The following is a 21,287-nucleotide window of genomic DNA, read 5'->3' on the forward strand; positions in this document are numbered from 1 at the left end:
GGACTCCCGGATGTGCGATCCTGCCCTGCGCGCGGCGTGACGAGATCGGCTGCAACCTTGATCGCCGGTACCGCGTGTAGTGGCCATGACCACCACCACGGAGGGCCCTCCGAGGGGAGCACCAGGGACGATGCCGGCGGCCGGAACCCCAGCGGACTTCGACGCGGTGTACGCCGCGCAGTACGCCGATCTCACCGTGCAGTTGTACGCGTACTTCGGTGACCGGCAGGAGGCGCAGGACGTCGTCCAGGAGGCGTTCTGCCGGGCGCTGCGCAAGTGGTCGTCGGTGTCGCGGTACGACGACCCGGTCGCCTGGGTGCGCCGGGTGGCGTGGAACCTCGCGGTGAGCCGGTGGCGCCGGTCCCGCACCGCGCTGTCGTTCCTGCGCCGGCAGCGGCCGCACGAGCCGCAGGTGGAGGGCCCGAACACCGACCGGATCGAGCTGGTGGAGGCGCTGGCCACGCTGCCGCCCGCGCAGCGCCGCGCCATGGTCCTGCACTACCTGGGCGACCTGAGCGTCTCGGAGATCGCCGAACGGGAGAACGTCGCGATCGGCACCGTGAAGTCGTGGCTGCACCGCGGCCGTGCGGGTCTCGCCGTCCAGTTGCACCAGCCCGACCAGCCGGAGGCCCGCCGTGCCTGACCCGCTCGCACCGCTCTTCGAGGACCTGCGCAGCCGGGCGCTGCCCCGGGTCCAGCCGCCCGGCCCGGCCGCCGCGCGCCGCACCGTGCACCGGCGGGCCACCGTACGGGCCGCCGCGCTCGCCACGGTCGTGATGGCCGCGGGCGGGGCGTTCATCGTCTCCCAGCGCGGCGACGGCGACGGCGTGGCCCCGGCGGCCGTGCCGAGCGTGTCGTTCTCCGCGTTCGCGGAACCGTACGTGTCCGGCGTCCCGTGGCGGGGCCGGGAGGACAAGGCCGACATCGCCCGCGGCCTCGTGCCCGGCGCCGAGCAGGAGGGCGTGGTGGACGGCTCCCAGGACATCGGGATGGACCTCGACGAGGGCCGGTACGTGCTGCGCGTCGGCTGCTCCGGGCCGGCGCCGCTGCCGGTCACGATCCTGCTCGACGACCAGATCGACCAGCAGGACTCCATCGCCTGCGCCGACTCCGGCACGGCCGCGGAGTACGAGTTCACCATGGCCCGCGCCGGTTCGCTGCGCGTCATCATGGGCAGCGGCGGGCAGTTCGACGCGTACGCGTTCAAGGTGACGAAGAAGTGAGCCGCCCCCGCCCCCGCCCGCGGCTCGCGGCACTCGACGGCCTGCGCCTGGTCGCCGCCCTGGCCGTGCTCGCGTACCACTACACGGTGGCGTGGCGCATCGACGGCGTCCGGCTCCCCGAGTACTTCCTCCCGCGGACCGTCCACGTGACCGTCTACGGCTTCCTCGGCGTGGAGCTCTTCTTCCTGATCAGCGGCTTCGTGATCTGCATGAGCGGCTGGGGGCGGACGCTGGGCGAGTTCTTCGCGTCCCGGGTGGGCCGGCTGTTCCCCGCGTACTGGGCCGCGGTGGTGATCACCGGGGGCGTCGCGCTCGCGTACCCGATCTCCGGCGGCGTCGCGGACGGCGACCGGCCGAGCATCCTCGATGTGCTGGTCAACCTCACCATGCTGCAGCAGCCGCTGGGCCACGACCCGGTCGACAACGTGTACTGGACGCTGTTCGTGGAGCTGAAGTTCTACCTGATCATGGCGGTGGTGCTGTCCCGCGGGCTGACGTACCGGCGGGCGGTGCTGCTGTGCGCCGGGTGGATGACGGTCGCCGTGCTAGCGCCCTCGCTGGGCAGCCCGGCGCTGAACGCGCTGACCATCAGCGACTACGCGCCGTACTTCATCGGCGGCATCGCCCTCTACCTGATCCACCGGTTCGGTCCCACGCCGCTGCTGTACGGCATCACCGGCTTCGCCTGGCTGGTCTGCCTGGCCCGGGCCGACGACCGGCTCGCCGACGTGCGGGCCGGGTTCGCCGTACCGTCGTGGCCCGGCATGCTCATCATCACGGCGTGCTACGTGGTGCTGCTGCTCGTCGCGCTCGGCCACACCGACCGCATCCGGTGGCGCTGGCTGGGCCTGGCGGGCGCGCTGACCTACCCGCTGTACCTGCTGCACTGCCGGCTCGGCCACACGATCATCCGGGTCGCGTACGAGCACACCACGGTCCCGGTGTGGACGATCGTCGCCGCCACGACCGCGGTGATGCTGGGCCTGGCCTGGCTCGTGCACCGCTACGTCGAGCGCCCGCTGGGCCGGCGGCTGCGCGACGCGGTACGCACCCCGCAGCTCGACTGGGAACCGATCCCGCAGCGAACCCCCGTCCGCGAGCGAGCCTCGGTCTGACGCGCCCCTGAGGAATGCGGTTGCCCGGCGGTTGACGCATCGCCGGTCGTCGATGATACTCGCCGTTGTTAACGGTCACATTCACACTCCTGCCCACCAGGAGGACCCATGTCCCGCTCCCGCCTGCTCGCCACCGCCGCGGCGGCCGCCCTGCTGATCACCGCGGCCGGCGTACCCGCCCGGGCGGCCGCCCCGGACTACACGATCACCGTCGACCCGCGCGCGACCGGGCCCGCACTGCCCGGCTCGATGTACGGCGTCTTCTTCGAGGACATCAACTTCGCGGCCGACGGCGGCCTCTACGCCGAGCTGGTCCGCAACCGGTCCTTCGAGTTCCTCCCCGCCGACAACCGCGCGTACACCGGACTCACCGCGTGGACGCCCGCCGCGGAGTCCGGCGGGACTGGCACCGCCACCACGGCCGACGACGACGCGCGCCTCAACGAGCGCAACCGCACGTACCTGAAGCTGACGCTGGCGAACCCCGCAGGCGGCCGGTACGGCGTGACGAACTTCGGGTACTACACCGGCTTCGCGCTCCAGGCCGGCGCCCGCTACGACTTCTCGGTCTGGGCCCGCAGCGACAACCCGGCCGGCACCCCGCTCACCGTCGCGCTCACCGGCGCCCGCGCGCGCACGATCACCGTTCGCGGCGACAGCTGGCGCAAGTACGCCGTACCGCTCACCGCCACCAGCACCCTCGACACCGGACGGCTGTCGGTGCTCGCCGGCGGCACCGGCACCCTGCGTCTCGACATGGTGTCGCTGTTCCCGCGGGACACCTACAAGCACCGCGCGAACGGGCTGCGCCGCGACCTGGCCGAGAAGATCGCCGCGTTGCACCCCGGCTTCGTCCGCTTCCCCGGCGGCTGCCTGGTCAACACCGGCAGCATGGAGGCGTACGACGCCGAGCACGGCTACCCGCGGGCGCGTGCGTACCAGTGGAAGGACACCGTCGGGCCGGTCGAGACGCGGGCCACCAACGCGAACTTCTGGGGCTACAACCAGTCCTACGGGCTCGGCTACTTCGAGTACCTCCAGTTCGCCGAGGACATCGGGGCGATGCCGCTGCCCGTCGTACCCGCCCTCGTCACCGGCTGCGGCCAGAACCGCGCCACCGACGACCCCGCGCTGCTGCAGCGGCACATCCAGGACACCCTCGACCTCATCGAGTTCGCCAACGGGCCGGTCACCTCGCGCTGGGGCGGGCTCCGGGCGCGGATGGGCCACCCCCGGCCGTTCGGGCTGACCCACCTCGCGGTCGGCAACGAGGAGAACCTCCCCGACGAGTACTTCGCGAACTTCGAGAAGTTCCGCGCGGCGATCGAGGCGGCCCACCCCGGGTTCACCGTGATCAGCAACTCCGGCCCCGACGACCAGGGCGCCACCTTCGACCGGCTCTGGGCCAGGAACCGCGCGGCGGGCGTCGACATGGTCGACGAGCACTACTACAACAGCCCGGCGTGGTTCCTGCAGAACAACAAGCGCTATGACGCGTACGACCGCAGCGGGCCGAAAGTGTTCCTCGGCGAGTACGCGTCGCTGGACAACAAGCTGTTCAACTCCCTGGCCGAGGCGGCGTACATGACCGGCCTCGAACGCAACGCCGACGTGGTGAGGATGGCCTCGTACGCGCCCCTGCTGGCCAACATCGACAACGTGCAGTGGCGACCCGACCTCATCTGGTTCGACAACGACGAGTCGTGGGGCACCACCAGCTACCAGATGCAGAAACTGTTCATGACCAATGTCGGCGACCGGGTGGTGCCCAGCCGCGCCACCGGCCGGATCGTGCAGCCGAGGCCCATCACCGGCGCGATCGGCCTCTCGACCTGGGCCACCTCCGCCACGTACGACGACGTGAAGGTGACCACCCCCGACGGCACCCCGCTGTTCGCCGACGACTTCAACGACGGCGACGCCGACGGCTGGACGGTGGTCGAGCCGCGCGGCTCCTGGTCGGTCACCAACGGCGCCTACACGCAGTCCGACACCGCCGCCCAGGACACGCTGGTCAAGGCCGGGACCATCACCGCCACCGACTACGACCTGACGCTCAAGGCCACCAAGAACGCCGGCGCGGAGGGCTTCCTCGTCGCGTTCGGCGTGCAGGAGACCGGCGAGCTCTACTGGTGGAACATCGGCGGCTGGAACAACACCCAGGGCGCGATCCAGAAGGGCGCGGGCAACGCCAAGGAGATCGTGATCGCCAAGCCGAACTCGGTGGTCACCGGCAGGACGTACGACGTGCGCATCGAGGTGCGCGGCACGCACGTGCGGCTGCTGCTCGACGGGCAGGAGTGGGGCAGCTTCACCGACGACAAGGTGACCGAGCCGTTCGCGCAGGTCGTCACCCGTGACGACCGGACCGGCGAGCTCATCGTCAAGGTCGTCAACGCCCAGGACACCCCGGCCGTCACGCGGGTCGACCTCGGCGGGCTGCGGGTGCGTCCGACCGGCCGGATGACTGTCATCACCGGCGACCCGGGCGAGCAGAACACCCGCAGCGCCGAACCGATCCAGCCGGTGACGAGCACCGTGACCGGCCTCGCGTCCACGTTCACCCGTACGTTCCCGCCGAACTCCGCGACCTTCCTGCGCATCCGTACCCGCTGAGAGGACCCGTCATGACGTACGGCATCAACCGGCGCGCCCTGCTCCTCGGCGGCCTGGGTGTCGCCGGTCTCGGCGCCCTCGCCGCCGGGCGGCCCGCCGCCGCGGCCGCACCCACCCCGCCGCTGATCACCCAGCGCGCCGACCCGTTCATCACCCGCCCGGTCACCGGCATGTACTACTTCACCGGCTCGGTTCCCGAGTACGACCGCATCATCGTGCGCGGCGCCCCGGCCATCGCCGGCCTGTCCACCGCGACCGAGTCGGTCATCTGGCGCCGCCCGCCGTCGGGCCGCATGGGCGGCCACATCTGGGCGCCGGAGCTGCACCGCATCGACGGCCGCTGGTACGTCTACTTCGCCGCAGGCGACGCCGACGACGTGTTCCGCGTCCGCATGTACGTCCTCGAGTCGGCGCTCGCCGATCCCCGCGACCCGGCCGGCTGGGTGCTGCGCGGCCAGATCGCCACCGAGTGGGACAGCTTCTCCCTGGACGCCACGACGTTCGCGCACCGCGGCCGGCGCTACCTGATCTGGGCCCAGAGCGAACCGGAGATCGCGGTGAACTCCAGCCTGTACATCGCCGAGCTGAGCAACCCGTGGACGCTGCGGACCAAGCCGGTCCGCATCGCGACACCGACCCGCAGCTGGGAGATCCAGGGCTACCGGGTCAACGAGGGCCCGGCGGCGCTGATCCGCAACGGCCGGGTGTTCGTGACGTTCTCGGCGAGCGCGACGGACGCCCGCTACTGCCTCGGCCTGCTCACCGCGGACGCGAACGCCGACCTGCTGCGCGCCTCCTCGTGGGTGAAGAACCCGCAGCCGGTGCTCACCAGCAACGAGCCGACCGGCCAGTACGGCCCCGGCCACAACTCGTTCACCGTGGGCGCGGACGGCGTGACCGACGTGCTCGTCTACCACGCCCGCGACTACCGCGACATCACCGGCGACCCGCTCTACGACCCGAACCGGCACACCCGGGTCCAGAAACTGGGCTGGAACGCGGACGGCACCCCGTCGTTCGGCGTGCCGTCGGGCGGCGCCGGCCCGATCTGATCCGGCGTCCGGGTGGCCCGGGCGTGGACGGCCCGCAAGACTGTGACCATGACAGACGCGCCGGTGGGCAGGCTGCACCATCTCATCGTGGACTGCCCGGACCCGATGGCCGAGGCGGCGTTCTGGAGCGCCGTCCTCGGCGATCCCGTCACGTACGCCGAGGACGACTTCGTGGTCGTGTCCGCCGATCCGACGACGTCCGGGCTCGCGTTCCAGCGGGCGCCCGGCCTGACCGCGCCCACGTGGCCCGACCCCGCGGTGCCTCAGCAGATGCACCTCGACGTGATGGTCGACGACCAGGCGGAGGCCGGCCGCGCCGTGCTCGCCCTGGGTGCCCGGCAGCTGCCCGGCGACCACGTGTACGCCGACCCGGCCGGCCACCCGTTCTGCCTGATCAGGCGTCCGGGCTGGGCGCACCCGGTGCACCCGGGGTGACGCCGGGCTGCCGTGCCAAGCCGCCCGCCGGTGCACCCGGGGTGACGCCGGGCTGCCGGGCCCAGCCGCAGTCGGGGCACAGGTCGAACGCGGTGTAGCGGCGGACCCGCGGCCGGTCGCACCCGGGGCACCGGGCCGGCCGCTCCCCCGCCGGGCGGGTGCCGTACAGCCGCAGCACGGTGAGCTCCATCGCGGGCCGCAGGAGCCCGTCGCCGGGATCGACCGACAGCCGGCCCGTACGGTCCCGGACGTCCGTGCGCAGCACCACCCACGGGCGGGCGTGCGGCGAGGGCGGCTCGGGCAGCAGCGGGGCCACCACCTCCGGCGCGACCTGCTCGATGCCGGAGACGACCGCCGCGCCGGGCCGTACGCCTTCCCGGCCCAGATCGTCGCGCCAGCGCCGGGACGCGGTCACCGGTTCCCGCGGCGGACGGATGCGCAGGATCAGGCAGACGCCCGCGTTCTCGGTAGCCAGCATCGCCACCTTCACCCCTGGGGCGCGGCCGTCGTTGAGGGCGGACAGGCCCACCGGCTCGTCCGGGGCCCGCACCCCCGTGTGCACCAGGTGCGCGACCCCGCGCACGTAGCGCCACATCACGTCCCGCAGCGCCGGCACCACCACGTCCGCGCAGGTCAGCTCCGTCCACGGGACCGGCTCGGCGGCGGGGCCGGGATCGGCCGGGCGGCGGCGGGGCGGTACGAAGATCGCCGAGTCGGGCTGGGGCGAGCCGGGACGCATGCGGGCATGGTGCCACCATCGCGGCCGTCGATCGGTGGCGGCCCACCGGCCCGGCTCAGGACCTGCGAACAACCGCCCACAATGGACGCGGATGCCGCGTCCGCTCGTGGCCGGCCGCCTGCCACCAGCCCTCCCGGGCGGCCACGCCGGCCTCGACGCCAGGCGGCCGGGCGGCGGTGGGCACGCACAGGCCCGCCCGGCGGCCCATGCCGCTGGTCACACCCGGGCCGCAGCGCGGGCGGGCTCCCCCGCTGCGTGGTTACGTGGCAGGCGTGGCGGATGACAAGGTGGGGCTGCGGTCCGAGCGGGGGCCGGTGCTGGCGGCGGTGATGCTGGCGACCGCGCTCGTCGCGATCGACTCGACGATCATCGCCACCGCCGTGCCCTCGATCGTCGCGGACATCGGCGGGTTCGCCCAGTTCCCGTGGCTGTTCTCGATCTACCTGCTCGCGCAGGCGGTGTCCGTACCCGTCTACGGCAAGCTGTCCGACCTGTACGGCCGTAAGCCGATCGCGCTGTGCGGCATCGCTCTGTTCCTGGTCGCGTCGATCTTCTGCGGCGCGGCGTGGAACGTGTGGGTGCTCATCGCGTTCCGGATGGTGCAGGGGCTGGGCGCCGGCGCGATCATGCCGACCACCATCACGATCGTCGGTGACCTGTACTCGGTGCAGGAGCGCGCCAAGGTGCAGGGCTACATCGCCAGCGTGTGGGGCGTCTCGTCGGTGATCGGGCCGACCCTCGGCGGGGTTTTCAGCGAGTGGGTGTCGTGGCGCTGGATCTTCTTCATCAACATCCCGATCTGCCTGGCCGCCGCGGCCACCATCGTGCGCCGCTTCGACGAGCGGGTGGACCGCAGCCGGCCGGTCATCGACTACCGGGGCGCGGCGCTGCTGACGTCCGGGCTGACGCTGCTCGTCCTGGGTGTCCTCGAGGGTGGCCAGGCCTGGGCCTGGACCTCGCCCGCGAGCGTCGCCGTGCTCGGCGCCGGCGCGGTCCTGCTCGTCTCCTTCGGCTTCGCCGAGCGGCGCGCCGTCGAACCGGTGCTGCCGCTGTGGGTGTTCCGGCGGCGGCTGCTGCTGACCAGCGGCCTGACGTCGGCCGGGGTGGGTGCGATCCTGCTGGGGCTCAGCTCGTACGTGCCCACGTACGTGCAGGTGGTGCTCGGCAACGGCCCGCTCGTGGCCGGGTTCGCGCTGGCCACGTTGCTGCTCGGGTGGCCGCTGGCCGCGAGCCAGTCCGGGCGGGTGTACCTGCGGCTGGGCTTCCGCGGGTGCGCGCTGATCGGCTCCGCCGTCGTGCTGGCCGGCTCGGCGCTGCTGCAGCTGCTCGGACGCGACTCCACGGTCCTGGAGGTGGGGGCGTACTGCCTGGTCATCGGCGTCGGGATGGGCCTGACGGCGCCGCCGACGCTGGTGGCCGCGCAGTCCAGCGTGGGCTGGTCCGACCGGGGGGTCGTCACCGGCAGCAACATCTTCCTGCGGTCGCTGGGCAGCTCGCTGGGGGTCGCGGTGTTCGGCGCGATCGCGAACGCGCAGCTCGGCTCGCGGGGTGCGGACCCCGCCCGGTTCACCACCGCGGTGCACCACATCTTCATCGGGCTCCTGGTCGTCGCCGCGGTCATGGTGGTGACCGTGGCGCTGATGCCGCGCGGCGACCGGCCGGGACCGGAACCGGAAATTTCCGGATCGGACACTGCGGTTGACACCCCCGCGGGGCGTGGGTGAGTGTTCCGGGGTGACGCATGACTGGCCGGCCGCGGGTGACCTGCTCGCCCGCCGTTATCGCCTGGTCGCCCTCCTCGAGTCCGGCGGCATGGCCGACATCTGGCGGGCCGAGGACGAGCTGCTCGAGCGTCCGGTCGCGCTGAAGCTGCCCACCGACACCACCGCCACCAGCGCCGAGGCGCTGCACCTGGCGTGGAAGGAGGCACGGCTGGCGGCCCGCCCGGCGCATCCGGGCATCGCCGTCGTGCACGACTACAACGGCGCGGTCCGGCCCGACCGGTCGGTGGCGCCGTTCGTGGTGATGGAGCTGCTCACCGGCGAAACTCTCGCGGCCCGGGTGGAACGGGCCCCGCTGCCCTGGCGCGAGGCCGCCCGCGTCGGCACCGCCGTCGCGGAGGCGCTGGCCGCGGCGCACGCGAGCGGGGTGGTGCACCGCGACATCAAACCGGGCAACGTGATGCTCACCCCCACCGGCGTGAAGATCCTCGACTTCGGCATCAGCGCGATCACCGGCGAGCCGGACGACGACGAGACGGGGGCGACGTTCGGCACGCCCGCGTACGTGGCACCCGAACGGCTCGACGGCAAACCGGCGGAACCCGCCACCGACGTGTACGGGCTCGGCGTGCTGCTGTACGAGATGGTCGCGGGGCAGCCGCCGTACCCGGTGGACACGTGGGAGGAGCTGGAGCAGGCCCGCCGTACGCGACGCCCGGAGCTGCCGCCCGAGTTGCCGGCCGCGTTCCGCAAGCTGGTGGCCGACTGCCTCGGCGACGAGCCGGGCCTGCGCCCCACCGCCGAGGAGGCCGCCGACCGGCTCGCCCTGCTGGGCGCGGAACCGCCGCCCCCACGGCACGCGGCCGGCCGCCGCCTCGCCGTCCCGGCCGGCATCGTCACCGCCGTGGTGGTGATCGCCGGCGCGGTCGTGCTGATCGGCAGGCCGGAGGACACGGGGGAAGAGCGGGCGGCACCCCCGCTCCCGGCGCCGGCAGCCTCGTCGGCGCGGCCGTCGCCGTCGGCGTCCACCCTGGTCAAGCTCCCGCCGTCGCCGGCCGCCAGCCGGCGCGCCACCACCCCCGCGCCCCCGCCCGAGCTGGACTTCGACGACGCGGTGGCCCGGATGCGCTCGGCCGTCGAGACCGGCCGGGACCGGCGCCAGATCCGGCCGGACGTCGCGGTGGACCTGCTCAACCTGCTCGACACCCTGGACGGCGCAGAGGCGCCCGGCGTCGATGCCCGCGTCGCCGACCTGCGCCGGAAGGTGCGCTCGCGGGCCGAGGAGGGCAGCGTCGCGCCGGCCCGGGCGGACGTCCTGGAGGCCCGCCTGGCCGATGTGGACCGCGCCGCCGGCAGCTGACACCCCACATTCGGAAGAGCAATTCAACTTGGAATTTGTCTTCCGCTTGGCTACGCTCGATCATGTGACCGGGACAGCACCTCCCCTGCGGCGCGATGCCGAACGCAACCGTCAGCTGCTGCTGCGAACGGCGTACGAGCTGATGGCCGTCAGGGGCCTCGACGTGCCGTACGAGGACATCGCCCGGGCCGCCGGCACCGGCATGGGCACCGTGTACCGCCGCTTCCCGCAGCGGCAGGACCTGCTGGACGCCCTGTTCAGCGAGCACATCGACACGGTGATCGACCTGGCGGAGCAGGCGGCGCGGTACGACGACGCCTGGGCCGGGCTCACCTGGTTCCTCGAGCGGCAGCTCGAGATCGAGGCGCGGAGCCGGGGCCTGGGAGAACTGCTCCGCAGCCGCCACCAGGCCACCGCGCTGGTGCAGCGGGCGCACGAGCGGATGACCCCGCTGGTGGCGGAGCTCATCGCCCGGGCGGTCCGCGCGGGTCAGCTGCCGGCCGGAGCGACCCCTGCCGACTTCGCCGCCGCGCACGTGATGGTGGGCAGCGTCATGGACGCCTCCCGGGACTTCGCCCCGCAGCTGTGGCGCCGCGCCCTCGCGGTCGCGCTGGCCGGCCTGCGCCACGCCGACCTGTCCGGCGATCCACCGGACGAGACGGTCATCGACCGCCTCTACAACGACCAGAAGAAGTGAAGGTCCAGCCCATCATGGCTCTGCCCGACGCCCTGCTCGACGTCCTCCACGCCAAGGCGATCTGCTTCGTCACCACGCTCATGCCCGACGGGTCGCCGCAGATCACCCAGACCTGGGCCGGCACCGACGGCGAACACGTGCTCATCAACACGGTGGACACCCACCAGAAGACCCGCAACGTCCGGCGCGACCCGCGGATCGCCATCGGCATCGCCGACCCCGCCGCGCCGTTGCGGTCATGGGCCCTGCGGGGGCGCGTCGTGGCCGCCACGACCGAGGGCGCCCGGGAGAACATCGACGAGCTGTCGCACAAGTACATCGGCCGGCCCTATCCCGGCTTCGGCGGCGGCGAGCAGCAGCGGGTCATCCTCACCGTGAAGGTCGACAAGCTGCACACGCCCTGACCCGGTCAGGCGGAGCCGCGCACCACCAGGCTCGTGGAGAGCACGACCTCGGCGTCGCCCGGGTCGTCCGTACCGTCGATCTTGGCCAGCAGCAGCCGGACCATCTCCTGGCCCATCTGCTCGATCGGCTGGTGCACCGTGGTCAGCGGCGGATCGGTGTGGCGGGCGATCACCGAGTCGTCGAAGCCGATCACCGCCACGTCGCGCGGCACCCGGCGGCCGTGCTCACGCAGCACCCGCATCGCGCCGGCGGCCATCATGTCGGAGGCGGCGAACACCGCGTCGAGGTCCGGGTGCTGCTCGAGCAGCCACGCCATCGCGGCGGCGCCGCTCTCCTCGCTGAAGTCGCCGTGCGCGACCGGGCCGTCGCCGACCACGTCGCGGAAGCCGTCGAGGCGGGCGATGCCCGCCGCCATGTCCAGCGGGCCGGTGATGGTGGCGATGCGGCGGCGGCCCCGGTCGCGCAGGTACGCGACGGCCTCACGCGCCCCGGCCCGGTTGTCCGCGTCGACGTAGCAGCCCGGCTCCCAGCGGGTGGGGCGGCCCGCCCGCACGGTGGCGACGCCGCGCTCCTCCAGCGTGGCCGGCAGCGTGTCGGAGCCGTGCAGCGACAGCAGCAGCACCCCGTCGACGTGCTGGCGGGTCAGGTAGCCCTCCAGGCGCTGCCGCTCGTGCGGGGCCTGGGCGATCATCAGCACCATCTGCAGGCCGCGGTCGACCAGCCCGCCGGAGATCGCCTGCACGATGCGGCCGAAGAACGGCTCGGTGAAGAACCGCTGCCCCGACTCGAAGATCACCAGCGCCACCGAGTCGGTGCGCTGCGTGACCAGCGTGCGCGCGGCCCGGTTCGGTACGTACCCCAGCTCCGCGATCGCGTCCTCGACGGCGGCCTTGGCCTGCGGGCTGACCTGCGCCGAGCCGTTCACGACCCGCGACACCGTCCCGCGGCCCACGCCCGCCAGGGAGGCCACCTGGTCCAGGGTCGGCCGCCCGCTGGACCGGCTGCGTTCCGTCGTCATTGGTTCGGCACCTTTCCTTTCACGCCGAACACAACCTACAACCGGCGCGCCCGTCGCCCGGCCGCACGCCCGCCGGATGCCGCGCCGCTCACAGCCACCGGTCAGATCAGGCCGGCGCGGACCGCGTACGCCACCGCGTGCGGGCGGTTGCGCAGGTTCAGCCGGTGCGTGATGCCGTACATGATGTTCTTGACCGTCCGGGTCGAGTACGACAGCTCCTGCGCGATCTCGGTGGTGTCCAGCCCTTCGGCCATCAGCCGGAGGATCTCGATCTCCCGCTCGGTGAGGCCGCCGGCCGCCGCGGGCGCCGACTCGCGCAGGTCCCGTTGCAGGCGCTCGACGTGCTGCAGGAGGCCGCCGACGAGGTCGGGTGGCATGATGCCGCCCCCGCCGGCCACCGCGGTGACGCAGCGCACCAGCACGTCGGCGGTGACAAGCCGGCGCGGCACGACGGCCATCACCCGGTAGCGCACCACGGTCAGCAGGTCGTCGGCGGACAGGTCGTCGGCGATCAGCACGACCGGCGCGCCCAACTCGCGCGCCGCGCGGCTCAGCGTGCCGGCGAGCTCGGCGTTGAGTGCGGCGGCGGCCACGACCAGCACGTGGGGGCGGGCCTGCCGCTCGTCGGCGAGCACGCCGATGTGCGCCGCGCCGCGCAACAGCGCGGCGAGCCCGGCCCGGCTGAGCGGGTCGTGGGCCCGTACGGCGACGTGGAGGCGTCCCACGGTCATGGCGACGACGCTAGCGACCCCATGCACGCCCGTCGTCCTCCCAGGAAGGACATCGGGCTACCCCACTGGGGGTAGCGGCGGATACCACCTCCGAGCGACGAGCCGGTGCCGCCCGCGTGGCTAGGGTGGCACCGTGCGGGTCCCCCTCAAGCCGCTGTACATGGACGTGCTGCTCGCGGTCGTCCTGACCGGCCTCACCGTGGCCACCCTCGTCGGCCAGGCGACGGCGGATGTGTCGTGGCCGGCCGTCGGCATCGCCGTGCTCAGCGCCGCGCCGATAGCCCTGCGCCAGCGGATGCCGATGGCCGTCGCGGCGGTGGTGCTGGCGGCGCTGGCGGCGTACAGCCTGCGCTACGGCGACATCCCCAACAACGGCGTCGGCATGGTCGTCGTCACGTTCACCGCCGCGACGCTGCGCCCGCGCCGGTCGGCGGCGCTCGTGTTCGCCGGCTCGGTCGCGGTCACGGTCATCGCCTTCCTCAAGACCTCGGAGCCGTGGCTGCTGTCGCAGGTCGGCCAGGTCGTGCTGATCCTCATCGGCGCGTGGGTCCTCGGCGAGGGCACCCGGCGCTGGGCCCGGCGCGCCGAACGGCTGGCCGCGGCGGCCGCCCAGGCGGTCAGCGACGAGCGGGTCCGCATCGCCCGCGAGCTGCACGACATCGTCACCCACCACATGTCGGTCATCTCGCTGCAGGCCGGCCTCGCCGAATACGTGCTCGACGCCGACCCGCCCACCGCGAAGGCCGCGATCGCCACGGTCGGCACCGCGAGCCGCGAGGCGCTGCTGGACATGCGCCGGCTGCTGGACGTCCTGCACGTGGACCACGAGTCGGACTACGCGCCGCAGCCCGGGCTGGCCCAGCTCGACGAGCTCGTGAACCGTACGCGCGGGGCCGGGCTGGACGTCACGGTCACGGTCACCGGCGCGGTGCGGGAACTGGCGCCGGGTGCGGAGCTGTGCGCGTACCGGATGATCCAGGAATCGCTGACGAACGTGCTCAAGCACGCCGGGCCGGCGGCGGCCCGGGTGGAGATCGACTACGGGGAGCGCACGCTGACGGTCAAGGTGAGCGACGACGGCACGAAGAGCCACGGGTACGGCGGGCCCGAGGCGTCGCACGGCATCCGCGGCATGCGGGAACGCGCCGAGCTGTTCGGCGGCGTGCTCACCGCCGGGCCCCGCGAGGAGGGTGGCTTCACCGTGCTGCTGCGCCTGCCGATGGACGAGCTGCGATGAGCGTACGGGTCCTCATCGCCGACGATCAGGCGCTGATCCGGGCCGGGCTGGCGGCACTGTTCCGGGCGGCGCCCGGGCTGGAGGTGGCCGGCGAGGCCTGCGACGGCGCCGAGGCCGTGACGCTCGCCGAGCACACCCGGCCGGACGTGGTGCTGATGGACATCCGCATGCCCGTGCTGGACGGCATCGGCGCCACCCGCCGCATCCTGGCAGCGCCGGAGGAGCAGCGCCCGCACGTCGTCGTACTCACCACGTTCGACCTCGACGAGTACGTCTACACCGCGCTCGGCGAGGGTGCGTCCGGCTTCCTGCTCAAGGACACCCCGCCGGAGCGGATCATCTCGGCGATCCACGCCGTGGCCGCGGGCGACATCCTCATCGCGCCGCGGATCACCCACCGGCTGGTCGAGACGTACGCCCTCCAGCACCGCGCCAAGGAGTTCGCCGTGCCGGAGCTGGCCGAGCTGACCGCCCGGGAGAAGGAGGTGCTGCGGCTGGTGGGCAACGGCCTGAGCAACCACCAGATCGCCGAACGGCTGGTGCTCAGCGAGGCGACGGTGAAGACGCACGTCAAGCGCATCATGACCAAGCTGCGGCTGAGCAGCCGGGCGCAGGCGGTGGTGGTCGCGTACGAGAGCGGCCTGGTGGTGCCCGGCCCGCGCGGTCAGTAGCCTGCTGGCGTGCTGCGCGCGTACCTGGTGTCCCGGTGGGGCGAGGACCCGTGGGCGCGCGGCTCGTGGAGCCTGATCGGTCGGGGCGGCACGCCCGAGGACCGGCGGACCCTGGGCTCGCCGGTCGGTGAGCGGCTGCGCATCGCCGGGGAGGCGACCCATCCGGCGCGGGCGGGGATGACGCACGGGGCGTACGAGCAGGGGCTGGAGGCCGCGGAGTGGGCCGCCGGGCGGGGGCACCGGCGGGTGGCGGTGATCGGCGCCGGCATGGCCGGGCTCGGCGCCGCCCGGCGCCTCGGCGAGCTGGGCGTGCACGCGGAGATCTGGGAGGCCCGCGACCGCCTCGGCGGCCGGGCTGCCGGGGCCGGCCTGGACGGCGCGACCTTCGACCTGGGCGCCAACTGGCTCCAGCAGTACGAGCACAACGCGCTGGCCCGCATAGCGGAGAGCGCCGGGCTGCGGACGGTCGCCACCGACTTCACCGACCCGGTGGTGCTCACCGGGCCGCCCCCGTCCGCGGCCGCCGCGGAGCGGGTGCGGCGGCGGCTCGAGGCCGCACCGGTCGAGGCCTCGATGGCCGGCGCGCTGGGCCCGCTGCTGGACGAGGAGGACGTCCGCCGCTTCGTCGACGCGGAGATCGTGATGGACTCCGGCGCGCCGCTGACCTGGCTCAGCGCCCGGTACGGCTTCGAGCCCGGCGTCGGCGAGGGCGACCGCTGGATCGTCGGCAGCTACCGGCTGCTCGTCGACCACCTCGCGGCCGGCCTGACCGCCCACCTGTCGCACCCCGTGCCGCACCTCGCGGTGGCCGAGGACGGCGTCCGCTTCCTCGATCAGCGGGCGGACGCGGCCATCGTGACGGTTCCCGTCGGCGTCCTGGCCGCTGGTGGCCTCACGGTCGGCCCGCCGCTGCCCGTCCCGCACCGGGAGGCGCTGTCCCGGCTCGGCATGGGCCGGGTGGAGAAGGTCGTGCTGCGCTTCTCCACCCGGTTCTGGCCGCCGGCCGCGTCCGGCTACTACCGGGTGCACGGCCCGGGACCGGGGAGCATCTGCGAGTGGCTCGACGCCACGGCGGCCGACGGGGTCCCCACCATGGTGGGGTTGTTCGCCGGGCCATGGCTGGCCGAGCTGTGGGACGGCCCGGACGCCGAGGTGGCGCGGCGGGCGGCGGCGCTGCTGAGCCCCCGCTGACCCGCTATTTCGCCTGGACCTTGCTCAGGTCGACGACCTTGCTCGGTGCCGGCGCCTCGACTCCGGTGACCGGCTTGCCGAAGTCGCTGTAGACGAGCTGGGATCCGCCCTTGCCGCTGAGCTGCAACGGGTACGGCTCCCCCGCCGTGGCCACCCACAGCGCGGAGGCGGGGTCGGCGGAGTCCTTCAGCGCGATGGCCGCGACGCCGCCGATCTCCTTCTGCTCGCCCTTGCTCAGCGTGCCGGTGGGCTTGAGGAACTTCTCGGCTGATCCCACGTCGAACAGTTCGGCGAACGACGGGTCCCGCTCGGCCCCGGTGACCCACCGGCCGCGGAAGCCGTTGGCCAGGACGCGGCCCTGCTTGGCATCGGTCGACATGATCCAGAACTGCTCGTTGGGCTGCAGGTACTTCTTGCCGCCGACGGCGAGGAGCTTGACGCGGGCCTGGCCGAGGGCCAGGTCGCCGGCGAAGTCCGTACCGCTGACCCGCAGGTCGATGTCGATGGGCTGCCCGTCCTGGTTCACCACACCCTCGGCCCGGTACGACTTCGCCGCGATGAGCGCGGCCTGCGCCCGCTGCAGAATCTCGTCGGCGCTCAGAGCGGCGACGCCGGTGCCGGCGGCCGCCGACGACGCGGCAGGCGCGGTGGGCGCCGGGGCCTTCTCCGCCTTCTGGCATCCGGAGAGCGTCGTGGCCGCCAGCGCGAGAGCGGCCAGGGCGATTTTCGTGGACGTGCTACGCAAGGGATTTCCCCGTTTCGTGATGGTTGAGCCCGGGACTGTACCGTGGCCCGCGCCCGCGTGTGGTCCCGTGCTGTCGGGGTAGTGCTCAGCGCAACAGCGTGCCGGTGGCGGGGAGGCCCCAGATGACCGAGGCGGAGAACCGGCTCGACGACGATGAGCGGCGCCGGCTCGACGAGCAGGAGGCCGAGCAGGTCGAGGCCGTCCGCCCGCCCGACCTCAACCGGGCGGCGAACCGTTCCGCCACCCGGCTGGAGCTCTTCTTCGACCTGGCGTTCGTGCTGTTCGTCGCCCGGTGCGCGGACGTGCTGGCGAAGGACGAGACGTGGCACGGCGCCGGGCTCTTCGCCGCCGTCCTGGCCGTCGGGTTCTGGGCCTGGGCCACCACGACCCTGTACGCGAACCGGTTCGACACGGACGACACGGTGTTCCGGGCGCTGACGCTCGTCGCCATGGCCGGTGTCGTGGCGATGGCCGCCGCCGTGGACAAGGTCGGCAGCTCGACCGCGGCGTGGTTCGCGCTCGGGTACGTGGCCATCCGGCTGGCGCTGATAGCGGGCTACCTGCGCGCCTGGTGGCACGTCCCGGACGCCCGCCCGACGGCGCGGCTGTACCTGCTGGGGCACGCGGCCGGCGCGGCGATCTGGCTGGTGTCGCTGGCCGTACCGGCGCCGGGACGGTACTGGCTGTGGGCCGCCGGCATCCTCGTGGACCTCATCGGCCCGACCGGCGCGGCGCGGCTGAAGGAGGCCGTGCCGCTGCACATCGAACACCTGCCCGAGCGCTTCGGCCTGTTCGTCATCCTCGTGCTGGGCGAGTCGGTCGCGGCCACCGTGACGGGTCTGCACGACGGCGGCTGGGAGCCGCGGGTGGTCGTCTCCGCCGGCCTGGCGTTCTCCGTCGCGGCCGCGCTGTGGTGGGTCTACTTCGACCTGTCCGGCGGCGCGGCGAAACGGCGGCTGGTCGAGGAGGGCGGCGACGACACCCGGCAGGGCGTGCACGACTTCTACGTGTACGAGCACCTGCCGCTGGCCGTGTCGCTCGCGGCTGTGGCGGTGGGCCTGGAGCACGCGGTGCTGCACGGCGCCGACGACCACCTGACCGCCGGCACCCGGTGGGTACTGGGCATCGGCGCGGCCGGGTACCTGTTCAGCGTGGCGCTCCTGCAGGCGGGGATGAGTGGTCAGGTCCGCGGCGCGCTGCTCTGGCCCGGCGCGGGCGTGCCGCTGGCGCTGCTCGTCGTCGCGCTGGACCTGCCGCCCGTGCCGACTCTGGGGCTGCTCGCGGCGCTGACGGTCGCGGGCGTGGTGGCGGGGTTCCTGCTGCACCGCGCGGGCGAGGTGCGCACCGCCAAGGTATGACGGCGCTCAGTCGCGGGCGGCGGCCGCGGCGCTGTGCCGGCGGGCCTCGGTGACGTCGGCCATGAGCCGGTCCCACGCCGGGTCCGGGCGGAACGCCGCCAGCGGCAGGCCGCGGCCGACCCGGGCCCACGAGTACTCCCACCAGGCCGCGACCCGGACCGGCCAGAGCCCGACCCGGACGGCGCCGGCCAGGAAGCAGCGGTGCACGAGCAGCGTGGCGGCCAGCATGTCCTCGTCGAACTCGACGCCTTCCTCGTCGACGGCCCGGCCCAGCGCGCGCACGTCGCGGTGCATCTCCGAGTACGCGATCAGCTCCGGCATCGCCGGGACCCGCACGTCGGCGCCGGGCACCAGCATGTCGGCCGCGTACGCCGGCATGAACGCCATGTCGTGCACGGTGACGATCAGCGGCAGCTCCTCGTGGCCGCGCCGTACGCCCAGCTCCACGCCGGGGTCCCCGGTCGGCACGATGATCTGCTGGATGCCGAGGATGTCGCGCACGGCGATGCGGGCCGAGTCCCCGATCGCCGGCACGTGCACGGTCACGACGCCGGCGTCGGCCGACACCTCCGTGCCGGGGATCTCGCCGAGCAGGCCGAAGAGCGCTTCACTGTGCATGCGCCCGGTTATACCCGACGGTGGCGAGGGCCTCGCCTCCACCCGGCAATTCCTCTGAGTAATTGCACCACTACACAAAGCGATATATACGCCTATCGACAATTGCTGAGGCCTAGCCTCCGAGTACTACGCACCCGCGCACTTGTCCGCATGGTGGGGGCAGACAAAGAATCGATCCATGACGCTCGGCAAGAAGGATCTGCCTTATCCGTATAACCAGGACTTCTCCGGCATCGTCACGCGCGTCAAGGGCGTCCGCGAGGCGACCCGGGCGGCCCTGGTCAACTCGCCCAAGGTCGCGTCGTACCTCAAGGCCGGCGCGAACCTCATCGAGCAGAACCTCGGCGCCTGCGAACGCGCGGCAGAGGCCGACGGACGCAAGCAGTACTGGTCAGGGCTGCGCTTCCTCACCGAGCGGGCGCTGTCCAAGGAGATGGAGAGCCTCGAGCCGCCGTTCCTGCGCCAGAAGGGCGACGGACCGTACCGCGCCACCTGGGCCAGCCACGACGACTACCTGAACGACCTGCTCACGTTCATGTTCCACGCGATGAGCTACGACCCGCAGTACGACGCGGAGGTCGAGACCCGCGGCTGGCTGGACGACGAGGAGAGCTTCGTCGACGCGATCGACCGCGCCACCTACGCGGAGCTGCAGGCGATCTGCCGGATGCCGCTGTTCCGGCTCCAGCTCATCATGGTGGCCACGGCCGACCGCAACGACGGCATCCACGACGCGATCGCGAACAGCTACGCCGGCGCGCTGGAGCCGTGGAAGAAGATCTACGAGTCCACGTTCGCCTCGCGCGGCTTCCAGCTGCGCTCCGGCGTCACCCTCGACCAGCTCGCCTACATGCTCGCCGCGGTGACCGAGGGCTTCGCCCTGCACCACCTGGGCGATCCCGGCGCCGGGATCATCGGCGAGTCGCCCGAGGACAACCTGGTCGGCATGGCCGTCCTCGGCATCCTCAACAGCTACCTCGAACCCGTGTCTGAACCCAGCGGCCTGGCGCTGCGTGAACACTTCCGAGACGTCTCGAACACCGCGCGGCCTGCCGATCGCACCTTCGACGACAGCGGGGAATGACATGACGAGCACGACGGAGCACCCGGTCCGCCCGGCCGATGGGCCGGCGTCCTGGTGGGAACGCCAGAGCGACCTGGTGATGCGCCGCCCGATCAACGAGTTCACCTTCACCCACATGAACTGGCTGATGCCGACCGAGCCGGTCCGGCGCGGCCCCGACCCCCGGCCGCTGCCCGTCGAGCACCTGCCGCTGAACCTCTCGTACCGCTTCGACGACCGCGACCACAGCCTCGCCGACCTGCACCGGCGCACGCACACCACGGCGTTCGTGGTGCTGCACCGCGGCGCCATCGTGCACGAGAGCTACCCCGGGGCGTTCGCCGGCCCGCGGGTCCGCATGCAACTGTTCTCGCTGTCCAAGTCGATCACCTCGATCCTGCTCGGCATCGCGCTCGCCGAGGGCGCCGTCGGCAGCGTCAAGGACCTGGTCACCGACTACCGGCCGGACTTCCTCGGCACGGCGTACGAGGGCACCACCCTCGCCGACCTGCTCGACATGAGCAGCGGCGTCGGCGACCTCGAGACCTGGGACGGCACCGACAGCTTCATCCGCCGCTTCGAACGCGCCGTGCTCAGCGGCGGTGACGTGGCCGGGATCATCCGGTCGGCGCCGCGCACCGCCGGCATCGGGGAACGCTTCAACTACTCCACCTTCGACGCCCAGGTCCTCGGCTGGGTGCTCGAGGCGGCCACCGGGCAGACGCTGGCGGCGTACGCCTCGGACCGGCTGTGGAGCCGCATCGGCGCCGAGCGCAACGCGTACTACGGGCTCAGCCGCTCCCAGCCGCGGACCGCGATCGGCGCCGGAGCCTTCAACGCGACCGCCCGCGACCTGGCCCGCGTCGGGCTGATGATGGCCCGCGACGGCGTCTGCGGTGACCAGCAGATCGTGCCCGGCGACTGGGTGCGCCGCAGCCGCGGCGCCGACGTCCCGCACCTCGCCGTGGGCGCGCTCGGTCCCAGCGGCTACGACCACTACGGGTACGCCAACCAGTGGTGGACCCTCGGCGAGTCCTGCTTCCACGCCTTCACCGGCCTCGGCGTGCACGGCCAGTACCTCTTCGTCGACCCCGCCGCCGACGTGGTCATCGTCAAGTGCAGCGCCTGGCCCACCGAGGACGACCCGGCCCGCGACCGCGAGACCATCACCGCGTTGCGCCGCATCGCCGATCACCTCGCCTGAGCCACCATTCTTTTCCCTTTGCCATTTCCACCCGGCCCCCGCATGCCTTCACGACCGGGGTCGCCCTTTGGGCCATCGGGGCCGTCCG

At 73.0% G+C, this 21,287-nt stretch carries 21 protein-coding genes; 16 read left to right on the plus strand and 5 right to left on the minus strand.

From position 1 onward, the window contains the following. Nucleotides 1–130: 130 nt before the first annotated feature. The 6 genes from IT780_RS16400 (at nt 131) to IT780_RS16425 (ending at nt 6,441) form a co-directional block, all read left to right on the plus strand. On the plus strand, nt 131–643 hold the full coding sequence (locus IT780_RS16400; protein ID WP_199512427.1) for an RNA polymerase sigma factor: 513 nt from the start codon (nt 131–133) through the stop codon (nt 641–643). Further along, nucleotides 636–1,223, plus strand: coding sequence for a hypothetical protein (locus tag IT780_RS43130; RefSeq protein ID WP_199512428.1), 588 nt, complete (start codon nt 636–638; stop codon nt 1,221–1,223). The genes IT780_RS16400 and IT780_RS43130 overlap by 8 nt, the downstream gene beginning before the upstream one ends. Continuing rightward, the gene (locus IT780_RS16410; RefSeq protein ID WP_199512429.1) at nt 1,220–2,338 is read left to right on the plus strand and encodes an acyltransferase family protein; all 1,119 of its coding nucleotides are present in this window, start codon (nt 1,220–1,222) and stop codon (nt 2,336–2,338) included. The genes IT780_RS43130 and IT780_RS16410 overlap by 4 nt, the downstream gene beginning before the upstream one ends. A gap of 108 nt (nt 2,339–2,446) precedes the next feature. Then, nucleotides 2,447–4,954, plus strand: a complete 2,508-nt coding sequence (locus IT780_RS16415) for an alpha-L-arabinofuranosidase family protein (RefSeq protein WP_199512430.1) — start codon at nt 2,447–2,449, stop codon at nt 4,952–4,954. A gap of 11 nt (nt 4,955–4,965) precedes the next feature. Then, nucleotides 4,966–6,006 (plus strand): glycoside hydrolase family 43 protein, encoded by a 1,041-nt coding sequence (locus tag IT780_RS16420; protein ID WP_199512431.1) that lies wholly within the window; start codon nt 4,966–4,968, stop codon nt 6,004–6,006. Between the two features lie 48 nt (nt 6,007–6,054). Beyond that, nucleotides 6,055–6,441 carry a VOC family protein gene (locus IT780_RS16425; RefSeq protein WP_199512432.1) on the plus strand — a complete coding sequence of 129 codons (387 nt, stop codon included), beginning with the start codon at nt 6,055–6,057 and terminating at the stop codon, nt 6,439–6,441. On the opposite strand, the gene IT780_RS16430 is transcribed toward IT780_RS16425, so the two are convergent. Continuing rightward, on the minus strand, nt 6,401–7,180 hold the full coding sequence (locus tag IT780_RS16430) for a hypothetical protein (protein WP_199512433.1): 780 nt from the start codon (nt 7,178–7,180) through the stop codon (nt 6,401–6,403). The two genes, IT780_RS16425 and IT780_RS16430, sit on opposite strands and share 41 nt — an antisense overlap. Nucleotides 7,181–7,452: 272 nt before the next feature. On the opposite strand from IT780_RS16430, the gene IT780_RS16435 reads away from it, so the two are divergent. The 4 genes from IT780_RS16435 (at nt 7,453) to IT780_RS16450 (ending at nt 11,362) form a co-directional block, all read left to right on the plus strand. Next, the gene (locus tag IT780_RS16435) at nt 7,453–8,904 is read left to right on the plus strand and encodes an MDR family MFS transporter (protein WP_307831219.1); all 1,452 of its coding nucleotides are present in this window, start codon (nt 7,453–7,455) and stop codon (nt 8,902–8,904) included. Nucleotides 8,905–8,914: 10 nt separating this feature from the next. Further along, nucleotides 8,915–10,261, plus strand: a complete 1,347-nt coding sequence (locus IT780_RS16440) for a serine/threonine-protein kinase (protein WP_307831220.1) — start codon at nt 8,915–8,917, stop codon at nt 10,259–10,261. A 64-nt stretch (nt 10,262–10,325) separates the two neighbouring features. After that, nucleotides 10,326–10,958: a TetR/AcrR family transcriptional regulator gene (locus IT780_RS16445; RefSeq protein ID WP_307831221.1), complete on the plus strand. Its 633-nt coding sequence runs from the start codon at nt 10,326–10,328 to the stop codon at nt 10,956–10,958. A gap of 14 nt (nt 10,959–10,972) precedes the next feature. Further along, a complete protein-coding gene (locus tag IT780_RS16450; RefSeq protein WP_199512436.1) occupies nt 10,973–11,362 on the plus strand; it encodes a TIGR03618 family F420-dependent PPOX class oxidoreductase in 390 nt (129 codons plus the stop codon). A gap of 5 nt (nt 11,363–11,367) precedes the next feature. Here the strand turns inward: IT780_RS16450 and IT780_RS16455 are convergent, their stop codons facing one another. After that, nucleotides 11,368–12,381, minus strand: a complete 1,014-nt coding sequence (locus IT780_RS16455) for a LacI family DNA-binding transcriptional regulator (RefSeq protein ID WP_199512437.1) — start codon at nt 12,379–12,381, stop codon at nt 11,368–11,370. Between the two features lie 101 nt (nt 12,382–12,482). Continuing rightward, nucleotides 12,483–13,106, minus strand: a complete 624-nt coding sequence (locus tag IT780_RS16460) for a helix-turn-helix transcriptional regulator (RefSeq protein ID WP_199512733.1) — start codon at nt 13,104–13,106, stop codon at nt 12,483–12,485. 139 nt (nt 13,107–13,245) lie between these two features. Here IT780_RS16460 and IT780_RS16465 point away from each other — a divergent pair, with 139 nt between their 5' ends. From IT780_RS16465 to IT780_RS16475, 3 genes are read left to right on the plus strand one after another with little or no spacing between them, the layout of a single operon-like run. Beyond that, nucleotides 13,246–14,349, plus strand: coding sequence for a sensor histidine kinase (locus tag IT780_RS16465; RefSeq protein ID WP_199512438.1), 1,104 nt, complete (start codon nt 13,246–13,248; stop codon nt 14,347–14,349). Continuing rightward, nucleotides 14,346–15,020, plus strand: coding sequence for a response regulator (locus IT780_RS16470; protein ID WP_199512439.1), 675 nt, complete (start codon nt 14,346–14,348; stop codon nt 15,018–15,020). Before IT780_RS16465 ends, IT780_RS16470 begins: the two co-directional genes overlap by 4 nt. 9 nt (nt 15,021–15,029) lie before the next feature. Then, the gene (locus IT780_RS16475; protein ID WP_307831222.1) at nt 15,030–16,211 is read left to right on the plus strand and encodes a flavin monoamine oxidase family protein; all 1,182 of its coding nucleotides are present in this window, start codon (nt 15,030–15,032) and stop codon (nt 16,209–16,211) included. A gap of 4 nt (nt 16,212–16,215) precedes the next feature. Here IT780_RS16475 and IT780_RS16480 read toward each other — a convergent pair whose 3' ends face one another. Beyond that, nucleotides 16,216–16,956, minus strand: a complete 741-nt coding sequence (locus tag IT780_RS16480; protein WP_199512440.1) for a hypothetical protein — start codon at nt 16,954–16,956, stop codon at nt 16,216–16,218. A 122-nt stretch (nt 16,957–17,078) separates the two neighbouring features. On the opposite strand from IT780_RS16480, the gene IT780_RS16485 reads away from it, so the two are divergent. Next, complete coding sequence (locus IT780_RS16485; RefSeq protein WP_199512441.1) at nt 17,079–18,314, plus strand: low temperature requirement protein A; 1,236 nt, start codon at nt 17,079–17,081, stop codon at nt 18,312–18,314. A 6-nt stretch (nt 18,315–18,320) separates the two neighbouring features. Here the strand turns inward: IT780_RS16485 and IT780_RS16490 are convergent, their stop codons facing one another. Then, a complete protein-coding gene (locus tag IT780_RS16490; protein WP_199512442.1) occupies nt 18,321–18,932 on the minus strand; it encodes a hypothetical protein in 612 nt (203 codons plus the stop codon). Nucleotides 18,933–19,110: 178 nt separating this feature from the next. On the opposite strand from IT780_RS16490, the gene IT780_RS16495 reads away from it, so the two are divergent. Together IT780_RS16495 and IT780_RS16500 are read left to right on the plus strand one after the other, a co-directional pair. Next, entirely contained in the window at nt 19,111–20,016 is a 906-nt protein-coding gene (locus IT780_RS16495) for a hypothetical protein (RefSeq protein WP_199512443.1), read from the plus strand. Nucleotide 20,017: 1 nt separating this feature from the next. Beyond that, on the plus strand, nt 20,018–21,199 hold the full coding sequence (locus IT780_RS16500) for a serine hydrolase domain-containing protein (RefSeq protein ID WP_199512444.1): 1,182 nt from the start codon (nt 20,018–20,020) through the stop codon (nt 21,197–21,199). Nucleotides 21,200–21,287: the final 88 nt, after the last annotated feature.

Origin of the sequence: Nucisporomicrobium flavum (genome assembly GCF_016464385.1) — a bacterium.
GTDB lineage: Bacteria > Actinomycetota > Actinomycetes > Mycobacteriales > Micromonosporaceae > Actinoplanes > Actinoplanes flavus_A.

Excerpts from the sequence above, each read along its gene's own strand:
- IT780_RS16425 (WP_199512432.1), top strand. The coding sequence starts at position 6,055 with ATGACAGACGCGCCGGTGGGCAGGCTGCACCATCTCATCGTGGACTGC.
- IT780_RS16415 (WP_199512430.1), top strand. The coding sequence starts at position 2,447 with ATGTCCCGCTCCCGCCTGCTCGCCACCGCCGCGGCGGCCGCCCTGCTG.
- IT780_RS16485 (WP_199512441.1), top strand. The coding sequence starts at position 17,079 with ATGACCGAGGCGGAGAACCGGCTCGACGACGATGAGCGGCGCCGGCTC.
- IT780_RS16490 (WP_199512442.1), bottom strand. The coding sequence starts at position 18,932 with ATGCACAGTGAAGCGCTCTTCGGCCTGCTCGGCGAGATCCCCGGCACG.
- IT780_RS16400 (WP_199512427.1), top strand. The coding sequence starts at position 131 with ATGCCGGCGGCCGGAACCCCAGCGGACTTCGACGCGGTGTACGCCGCG.
- IT780_RS16470 (WP_199512439.1), top strand. The coding sequence starts at position 14,346 with ATGAGCGTACGGGTCCTCATCGCCGACGATCAGGCGCTGATCCGGGCC.
- IT780_RS16420 (WP_199512431.1), top strand. The coding sequence starts at position 4,966 with ATGACGTACGGCATCAACCGGCGCGCCCTGCTCCTCGGCGGCCTGGGT.
- IT780_RS16430 (WP_199512433.1), bottom strand. The coding sequence starts at position 7,180 with ATGCGTCCCGGCTCGCCCCAGCCCGACTCGGCGATCTTCGTACCGCCC.
- IT780_RS16500 (WP_199512444.1), top strand. The coding sequence starts at position 20,018 with ATGACGAGCACGACGGAGCACCCGGTCCGCCCGGCCGATGGGCCGGCG.
- IT780_RS16455 (WP_199512437.1), bottom strand. The coding sequence starts at position 12,381 with ATGACGACGGAACGCAGCCGGTCCAGCGGGCGGCCGACCCTGGACCAG.
- IT780_RS16450 (WP_199512436.1), top strand. The coding sequence starts at position 10,973 with ATGGCTCTGCCCGACGCCCTGCTCGACGTCCTCCACGCCAAGGCGATC.
- IT780_RS16495 (WP_199512443.1), top strand. The coding sequence starts at position 19,111 with ATGACGCTCGGCAAGAAGGATCTGCCTTATCCGTATAACCAGGACTTC.